Here is a 7,831-nt window from a genome sequence, read left to right as displayed (position 1 = left end):
GCATCGGCCGCCCGCTGCGCCGCCTCGATCAGCGACGGGTCGGCGAGCCGGGATCCGGCGCGGGCGAGCGCCCGGATCGCCAGGCCGTTCCAGCCGGTCACGATCTTGCCGTCGATCGCCGGCGGCTCCAACCGAGCTCGGGATGCCGCATCCGCCCGGTAGTACCCGCCTTCGCTGCGCCGGCCGCCGATCCACGACTCGGAGTCCTGGGCGGCGGCGAACCCGCCCGCCGGCTGCCGGAGCACGTCGATGAGGAACGCCGTGGTGCCGCGCACCAGGTCGTCGCGCCCGGCGTCGAGCGCGACTTCGAGGAGGCCCGCGTTGTCCGTCAGCATCCGCTCGTAGTGCGGCTCGCTCCAGTCGCGCCGCGTCGCATAGCGGAAGAATCCGCCGTCGACGTCGTCGTGCAGCGCGGAGCCGGCCATCGCCGCGAGCGCCCGCTGCACCACCGGCCCGGTCGAGGCATCCGTGTCCCGGGCGGCCGCCTGCAGGAAGCCGAGGGCCGGCGCCATCGGGAACTTGGGGGTGGCGGCATCCGACCCGCGGCCCGCGAAGCCGCCGAACTCCGGGTCCTCGAAGCCGGCCGCGCGGGTCGCCGCGTCGGCGAGCTCCGCCAGGCTCGGCAGGTCGGACACCGTCGTGCGTCCGGCCTCGGCGAGCGCCTCGACCACCGCGGCGGCCGAGGTGTCGACGGCATCCCGGCGCCCGGTCCACGCCTGCCGCACCGCCCCGAGCACCTGCAGGAACGACGGCATCCCGGATCGCGGCTCGGGCGGGAAGTAGGTGCCGGCGTAGAAGGCGCGACCGTCCGGCGTCGTGAAGACGCTGAGCGGCCAGCCGAGGCTGCGGGTGAAGGCCCCCGCCGCCGCGAGGTACGCCTCGTCGACCTCGGGATGCTCCTCGCGGTCCACCTTGATGCTCACGAACCCGTCAGCGAGCTCGGCCGCGATCTGCGGATCCGAGAACGACTCCCGTGCCATCACGTGGCACCAGTGGCACGTCGAGTAGCCGATCGAGACGAAGACCGGCACGTCCCGCCGCCGCGCCTCCGCGAAGGCCTCCTCGCCCCACGGGTACCACGCGACGGGATTCGCCGCATGCGCCCGCAGGTACGGGCTCGCCGAGGTCGCCAGGCGCTCGTTCACGCGCCCCAGCCTACGTCCGGCGCCGCGTCAGAAGATGTACTCCATGAGCTCGGTGCCGAGCGTGCGGAACGCGTCGTGCGCGCGCAGCCGGTGCATGATCGACAGGTCGTCGAAGCACACGATCAGGGTGTAGGCGACGCCCGCTCGGGGACCGGCGAGCACCCCCGCCTCGGCGCGCACCCCGGCGTCCCGGCCGGTCTTGTTGAGGAACAGCATCCCGTGCGCGTCCTCGACGTGCGAGAACGGGTCGAGGCCGGTCGCCGAGCCCACGAGCGACAGGTCGTGCCCGAGGGTCAGCCACTCCGCGACCTGCGCGCTGACGGCCGCCGACACCGCCTGCGCGTTCACGAGGGAGGCGAACAGCGCCGACAGCTCCCGTGCCGACCCGAGCGCCAGCCGCGGGGCGTCGTCCGGCCCGCGGCGGTCGCGGAAGACGTCGAGCAGCGCGGTGCTGGACAGGCCGAGACGGTCGGCGCGGGCGCGGACGGCGTCGAGGCCCACGCGTTCGATGAGCGCGTTGGTCGCGGCGGCGTCCCCGCAGGATGCCGCGAGCACGGCGAGGTCGCTCACCGGAAGCGCCGGCGCCTTCAGGTGCTGCCACACCCCGCCCACCTCGACGGGGGCCGGACGGTCGATGATCTCGAGCGGGTCGAGGGTGCCGAGCTCGACCTGGGAGGCGACTTCGACCAGCAGCGGCACCACCCCGAGTCCGCCGATCGGCAGCGTGACGTAGTCGTCGCCGGCGAGCACCACGTCGCCGCGGTCGAGGTCCTGCACGCAGACCGCGACCTGGGCCCCCATCTCGGCGAGCCCGTCCAGCGCCTTCAGCGTGGCCGCGAACGAGGGCCGGATCAGTCCAGTGCGACGCCGCCGGCCCGAGCCGCGGCGCGCTCCGGTGGCTCCCGCGCGGGCGGCGCGGGAGTCCGGGGACCCGGCGGAGTCCTTATCGGACGAGGGTGCGGCGGCCATCGGGGATCCGGGTCACCAGATGGTGACGCGCTGGTCGGCGTCGAGCCACAGCGCGTCGGACTCGGTCACTCCGAACGCCTCGTAGAACGCGTCCACGTTGCGCACGATCTGGTTGCACCGGAACTCGTTCGGCGAGTGCGGGTCGATCGTCAGCAGGCGCACCGTCTCGGCGTCGCGGCCCTTCTGCTGCCACACCTGCCCCCAGCTCAGCAGCAGACGCTGGATGCCGGTGAATCCGTCGATCTCGCCCGCCTCCTGGTCGCCCAGGGCGATCGCGTACGCCTTGATCGCGATGCCGAGACCGCCGAGGTCGCCGATGTTCTCGCCGATCGTGAGGGCGCCGTTGACGTGCTCGGCGACAGGCTCGCCGTTCTCGCCGCGCGGGGACAGCACGTCGTACTGGGCGATGAGCGCCTTGGTGCGGTCCTCGAACGCCTCGCGGTCGGCATCCGTCCACCAGTCCTCGAGCTTGCCGCCGCCGTCGAAGCGGCTGCCCTGGTCGTCGAAGCCGTGGCCGATCTCGTGACCGATCACGGCGCCGATGCCGCCGTAGTTGGCTGCGGCATCCCGCTCCGGGTCGAAGAAGGGGTACTGCAGGATCGCGGCCGGGAACACGATCTCGTTCATCAGCGGGTTGTAGTACGCGTTGACGGTCTGCGGGGTCATGAACCACTCGTCGCGGTCGATCGGGCCGCCGATCTTGTCGAGCTGGCGGTCGTGCTCCACGATGTGCGCGCGGCGCACGTTGCCGAGCAGATCGGCCGGGTCGATCTCGAGCGCGCCGTAGTCCTTCCAGGCCGCCGGGTACCCGATCTTCGGGGTGAAGGCGTCGAGCTTCGCGAGGGCGCGCTCCCGGGTCTCCGGGCTCATCCAGTCGAGGTTCTCGATGGAGGCGCGGTAGGCGGCGATGAGGTTCGCCACCAGCTCGTCCATGGCGTCCTTCGACGCGGGCGGGAAGTGCCGGTCGACGTACACGTGCCCGACCGCCTCGCCGAGGGCGGCCTCGACGATCGAGACGCCGCGCTTCCAGCGCTCGCGGTTGGTGGGGACTCCGGTGAGCTGGGTGCCGTAGAACGCGAAGTTCTCCGCGACGATCTCGTCCGTGAGGAACGGCGCGGCGGCGTGCACGATCGTGAACCGCAGCCACGCCTTCCAGTCCTCGAGGCGCTCCTCGGTGAGCAGGGTCCCGAGGCCCTCGGCGAAGCTCGGCTGGTACAGCACGACCTCCGCGAACGCGTCGTCGCGCCCGTCCGCGACGGCGGCGCGCCACGGCTCGAGGTCGACGCCGACGATCTTCTGCAGCTCGTCCCACGTCTTCAGGTTGTAGGTGGCGACGGCATCCCGGCTGCGCACGTTGTCCCAGTGGTGGGCGGCGACGTCGGCCTCGATCGACACGACCCGATCGGCCTGACCGGCGGGGTCCTCGATGCCCGCGAGACCGAAGATGCGCTCGATGTGCTCACGGAACGCGATGCGCGTCGCGGCGAAGTTCTCGAGACGGTAGTAGGACTCGTCGGGCAGCGACAGGCCGCCCTGCACGAGGAACGGCACGTAGCGCTCCGGGTTGCCGGGGTCGGGCTCGACGAACAGGGGCAGGATGCCGCCCACGCCCTCGCGCTCGAGGTTGCCGGCCGCGGTGAGGAACGCGGGGATGTCGTGGATCTCGTCGACGGCGGCGAGCGCCGGGGCGAGCGGCTCGACGCCGAGGCCGTTGATGCGCTCCTCGTCCATGAAGCTCGCGTACAGGTCGCCGATCTTGCGGGCCTCGGTGCCCTCCTCGGCATCCTGGGACTCCTCGATGATGGCGCGCACGTCCTTCTCGGCCTGCTCGGCGATCAGGTGGAACGAGCCCCAGCGGGCCTTGTCGGAGGGGATCTCGGTCGCCTCGATCCACGCGCCGTTGACGTGGCGGAAGAGGTCGTCCTGGGGGCGGATCTCGGCGCTGAGGGCAGCCGTGTCGATCCCGGAACGGGAAGAATCGGTCATTCTGAAAGGATAAGTCGCCCGGCGCTGTGGCCGCGCCGTGAGGCCGGGCCCGCCCATCGTTGACTTGCCCTGGATGTACGCGACGCGCCGGGCGCAGCGTACATCCAGGGCAAGTCAACGTCGGAGGGTCGGCGTAGCGTCGCGGATGGGGAAGGAGAAACCAATGACAACCCTTCAAGATCGTCCCGGCACGGCGCTGCTCGTCGTCGACGTGCAGAACGACGTCGTCGGCGGGGCGTGGCACCGCGACGAGGTGGTGGCCAACATCAATTCGCTCGTCGACCGGGCCCGTGCCGCCGGCATCCCGGTGGTCTGGGTGCAGCACGTCGACGAGGAGCTCGAGCCCGGCACCGACCCGTGGCGCATCGTGCCCGACCTGTCGCCCTCCGACGCCGAGCCGCACGTGCTCAAGCACTACGGCGACGCGTTCGAAGGCACCGACCTCGAAGACATCCTCGCCGCGCGCGGCGTCGGTTCGCTGGTGGTCACGGGAGCCGAGACGGATGCCTGCATCCGGTCGACCATCCACGGCGCGTTCACGCGCGGCTACGACGTGACGCTCGTCGGCGACGCGCACACCGCCGGAGACAAGAGCCCGTGGGGTGCACCGCCGGTCGACCAGGTCGTCGCGCACACCAACCTGTACTGGAGCTTCCAGGGAGCACCCGGCCGCACCGCCCAGGTGGTGGAGGCGGCCGACGTCTCGTTCGCGTAGCTCACCCGGCCGCCGGTACCCACACACCGGTCGCCCCGCCGCGCCCTAGGCTCGTACGGTGCCCGCCGCCACCCTGAACCGCGACATCCTGCGCCTGGCGATCCCCGCGCTGGGGTCGCTGATCGCCGAGCCGCTGTTCCTCATCGTCGACTCGGCGCTGGTCGGGCACCTGGGCGTGGTGCCGCTGGCCGGGCTCGGCGTGGCATCCGCCGTGCTGCAGACGATCGTCGGCCTGATGATCTTCCTCGCCTACTCGACCACGCCCGCGGTGGCGCGCCGGTTCGGGGCCGGCGACCCGGCCAAGGCGGTCTCCGCCGGCATCGACGGCATGTGGCTGGCGCTGGGGCTCGGCGCGGTGCTCTCGGTGCTCGGCTACACGACGACGCCGTTCTGGGTCGGCCTGTTCAATGCCCCGGCGCATGTGTCGGCCCAGGCGGTCCAGTACCTCGGCATCTCGATGTGGGGGCTGCCGGCGATGCTCATCGTGTTCGCCGCGACCGGTCTGCTGCGCGGGATGCAGGACACGGTGACCCCGCTCTGGATCGCCGGCACCGGCTTCGCCGCGAACGCGGGGCTGAACGCCCTGTTCATCTACGGCGCCGGCTGGGGCATCGCGGGCTCCGCCGTGGGCACCGTCGTCGCACAGTGGGGCATGGTGGCCGCCTACGTCGTCATCGTCGCGCGGCTGGCGCGACGGCACACGGCATCCGTTCGTCCTCAGGCCGACGGCATCCGCGGCACCGCGCGCTCCGGCGGCTACATGCTGCTGCGGTCCCTGTCGCTGCGTGCGGCGCTGCTCGCCACGGTCGCGGTGGCGACCGGGCTCGGCACCGCGGAGCTGGCCGGCTGGCAGGTCGCGTTCACGATCTTCTCGACGGCCGCGTTCGCACTGGACGCCCTCGCGATCGCCGCGCAGGCCCTCATCGGCAAGCAGCTCGGCTCCGGCGATGTGCACGGCGTGCGGCACGTGCTCGGCCGCACCGTCGCGTGGGGGTTCTGGTTCGGCGTGATCGTCGGTGTCGTGATCGGCGGGTTCTCCGCCTGGATCGGGCTGCTGTTCACCGGTTCGTCCGCCGTGGCGGCGATGATCCAGCCGGGGCTCATCGTGCTGGCCGTCATGCAGCCGGTGTGCGGAGTCGTCTTCGTGCTCGACGGGGTGCTGATCGGCGCGAACGACGCCCGGTACCTCGCCGCGGCGGGCGGCATGAACCTGGTGGCGTACGCCCCCGCCCTGGCGCTGCTGGTCTGGCTGCAGCCGGCCGGCGGGTGGGGGCTCGCGTGGCTGTCGGTCGCGTTCTTCGGGGTGTACATGCTGGCGCGGCTCGTCACACTCGGCTGGCGCGTGCGCGGCTCGCACTGGATGACCCAGCCCGCGTGACCTCGCCGGCTACGCGCTCTCCAGAAGCCGGGCCGCGGTGCGCGCCGCAGCGCGATCGGCGAGCAGCTCGCCCATGACGGCTCGGAGCGCCCGGCCGACGTCGTCGTCACGGGTGAGCGCGGCCTGCACGCGGGTGTGGTCGAGCACCCTCTCCACGGCCGGCCGGCGGTTCGCCTCGTAGCCGTCGAGGGTGTCGGCGGTCGCTCCGTCACGGATCGTCGCGACGAGCCGGGCGGCGAGGTCGAAGGCGTCCTGGATGCCGGCGTTGAGCCCCGATCCTCCCGCGTTGAAGATGTGGGCGGCATCCCCCGCGAGCAGCACGCGACCGACGCGGTAGGCGTCGGCGTGGCGGCTGTTGCCGACCGTGCTGCGGATCGCGTCGGCGGCCGTGAACGGCAGGTCCGCCCCGAGCACACGCCGCGCGCTGGCGCGCAGTTCGTCGACCAGCATCCGGTCGGACGGCTCGGCGTCGCCGCGCGGCTCGTGGGTGCTGATCACGTAGAGGTCTGCGGGCGCGCTCGGGTCGAGCACCGACACCGGCGCGATCGAGAATCCTCCGCCGGGCAACCGGTTCGGGCGCATCCCGGCCACCCGCCCCACTCCGCGGATGTCGAACCCGCCATCGACGCGCGCGATGGCCTCGCCGGGGATCGTGACCCGCGCGATCCGGGCGATCTCCTCGCTCGTGAAGCCGGGGAAGCCGATGCCGGCGTGCTTGCGCACGAGACTGCGGGCACCGTCGCATCCCACGAGGAATGCGGTCGTGACGTGAGCCGCGCCCTGCGCCGCTCGCACCTCGATCTGCACCTGGGAGGCGTCCTGGGTGAAGCCCGTCACGGCGTGCCCTCGACGCAGCGTCGCACCGGAGGCGATCGCCCGATCCTCCAGGAGCTGTTCGAGGCGCCGCTGCGGGATCGGCAGGATGTGCAGCGGGTTGCCGGGGCCCGTGCCGAGATCGAGCGCGAGCGGTCCGAACTGGAACCGCCGCGGCGACAGCACCCGCATGCCGGAACCGGCGAGGATCCCCCGCTTCGCGAGGTCGCGGGCCGACCGCCCGACGATGCCGTTCGCCTTGGGGATGGTGGACGGCTCCTCGGCCGCCTCGAGCACGAGGGTGCGGATGCCGGCCCCCGCCAGCTCCCCGGCGAGGAGCAGGCCGACGGGACCCGCACCGGCGACGACCACATCCCACTCGTGGCCGGACACCCCGTCCGCTGTCAGTTCAGGTTGACGCATGTGTGTCAGTCTGGGTTGACACACGGCAATTGTCAACCCAGACTGACACCGTGGGATCCTTCGACCTCGATGAACTGCACGCAGCCGATCCGGCCACCGGCCTGCGCGCCGCCACGGCGCTGCGCCGTCTCGCCGAGCGCGTCGAGGCGATGCACGTCGCCGAGGCACGACGCGCGGGCTGGTCCTGGGAGCAGATCGGCGACGCCCTCGGCATCACGCGCCAATCGGTGCACGCGAAATACGGAAAGCAGGAGCGCGATGTTTGAACGTTTCGCCCAGGATGCGCGAGCGGCGGTCGAGGTCGCGCGCGCCGAGGCCGAGCACCGCGGCGACGCCCGGATCGGCTCGGATCACCTGCTCATCGCCCTGCTGCACGACCCCGCCCTGGCCGAGGCTGCGGGG

At 72.3% G+C, this 7,831-nt stretch carries 7 protein-coding genes; 3 read left to right on the top strand and 4 right to left on the bottom strand.

Annotation, left to right across the window (positions count from 1 at the left end; all coding sequences use genetic code 11):
• The 3 genes from VJR25_RS04365 to VJR25_RS04355 form a co-directional block, all read right to left on the bottom strand.
• Window positions 1–1,145, bottom strand: a 1,145-nt coding sequence (locus VJR25_RS04365) for a thioredoxin domain-containing protein (RefSeq protein ID WP_324112906.1), incomplete at its 3' end; no start/stop codon positions are given.
• 27 nt (window positions 1,146–1,172) lie between these two features.
• The gene (locus VJR25_RS04360; protein WP_324112904.1) at window positions 1,173–2,114 is read right to left on the bottom strand and encodes a serine hydrolase; all 942 of its coding nucleotides are present in this window, start codon (window positions 2,112–2,114) and stop codon (window positions 1,173–1,175) included.
• A 12-nt stretch (window positions 2,115–2,126) separates the two neighbouring features.
• On the bottom strand, window positions 2,127–4,100 hold the full coding sequence (locus VJR25_RS04355; RefSeq protein WP_324112902.1) for a M13 family metallopeptidase: 1,974 nt from the start codon (window positions 4,098–4,100) through the stop codon (window positions 2,127–2,129).
• A gap of 163 nt (window positions 4,101–4,263) precedes the next feature.
• On the opposite strand from VJR25_RS04355, the gene VJR25_RS04350 reads away from it, so the two are divergent.
• Together VJR25_RS04350 and VJR25_RS04345 are read left to right on the top strand one after the other, a co-directional pair.
• Window positions 4,264–4,815 carry a cysteine hydrolase family protein gene (locus VJR25_RS04350; protein ID WP_324112900.1) on the top strand — a complete coding sequence of 184 codons (552 nt, stop codon included), beginning with the start codon at window positions 4,264–4,266 and terminating at the stop codon, window positions 4,813–4,815.
• Window positions 4,816–4,873: 58 nt separating this feature from the next.
• The gene (locus tag VJR25_RS04345) at window positions 4,874–6,193 is read left to right on the top strand and encodes an MATE family efflux transporter (RefSeq protein ID WP_324112898.1); all 1,320 of its coding nucleotides are present in this window, start codon (window positions 4,874–4,876) and stop codon (window positions 6,191–6,193) included.
• A gap of 9 nt (window positions 6,194–6,202) precedes the next feature.
• On the opposite strand, the gene VJR25_RS04340 is transcribed toward VJR25_RS04345, so the two are convergent.
• Window positions 6,203–7,429, bottom strand: coding sequence for an FAD-dependent monooxygenase (locus VJR25_RS04340; protein ID WP_324112895.1), 1,227 nt, complete (start codon window positions 7,427–7,429; stop codon window positions 6,203–6,205).
• 50 nt (window positions 7,430–7,479) lie between these two features.
• On the opposite strand from VJR25_RS04340, the gene VJR25_RS04335 reads away from it, so the two are divergent.
• The gene (locus tag VJR25_RS04335) at window positions 7,480–7,695 is read left to right on the top strand and encodes a helix-turn-helix domain-containing protein (RefSeq protein ID WP_324112893.1); all 216 of its coding nucleotides are present in this window, start codon (window positions 7,480–7,482) and stop codon (window positions 7,693–7,695) included.
• Window positions 7,696–7,831: the final 136 nt, after the last annotated feature.

The organism is Microbacterium sp. (assembly GCF_035277845.1).
In the GTDB taxonomy this organism is placed as follows: domain Bacteria; phylum Actinomycetota; class Actinomycetes; order Actinomycetales; family Microbacteriaceae; genus Microbacterium.
This window is presented reverse-complemented; position numbering and strand designations above follow the sequence as displayed.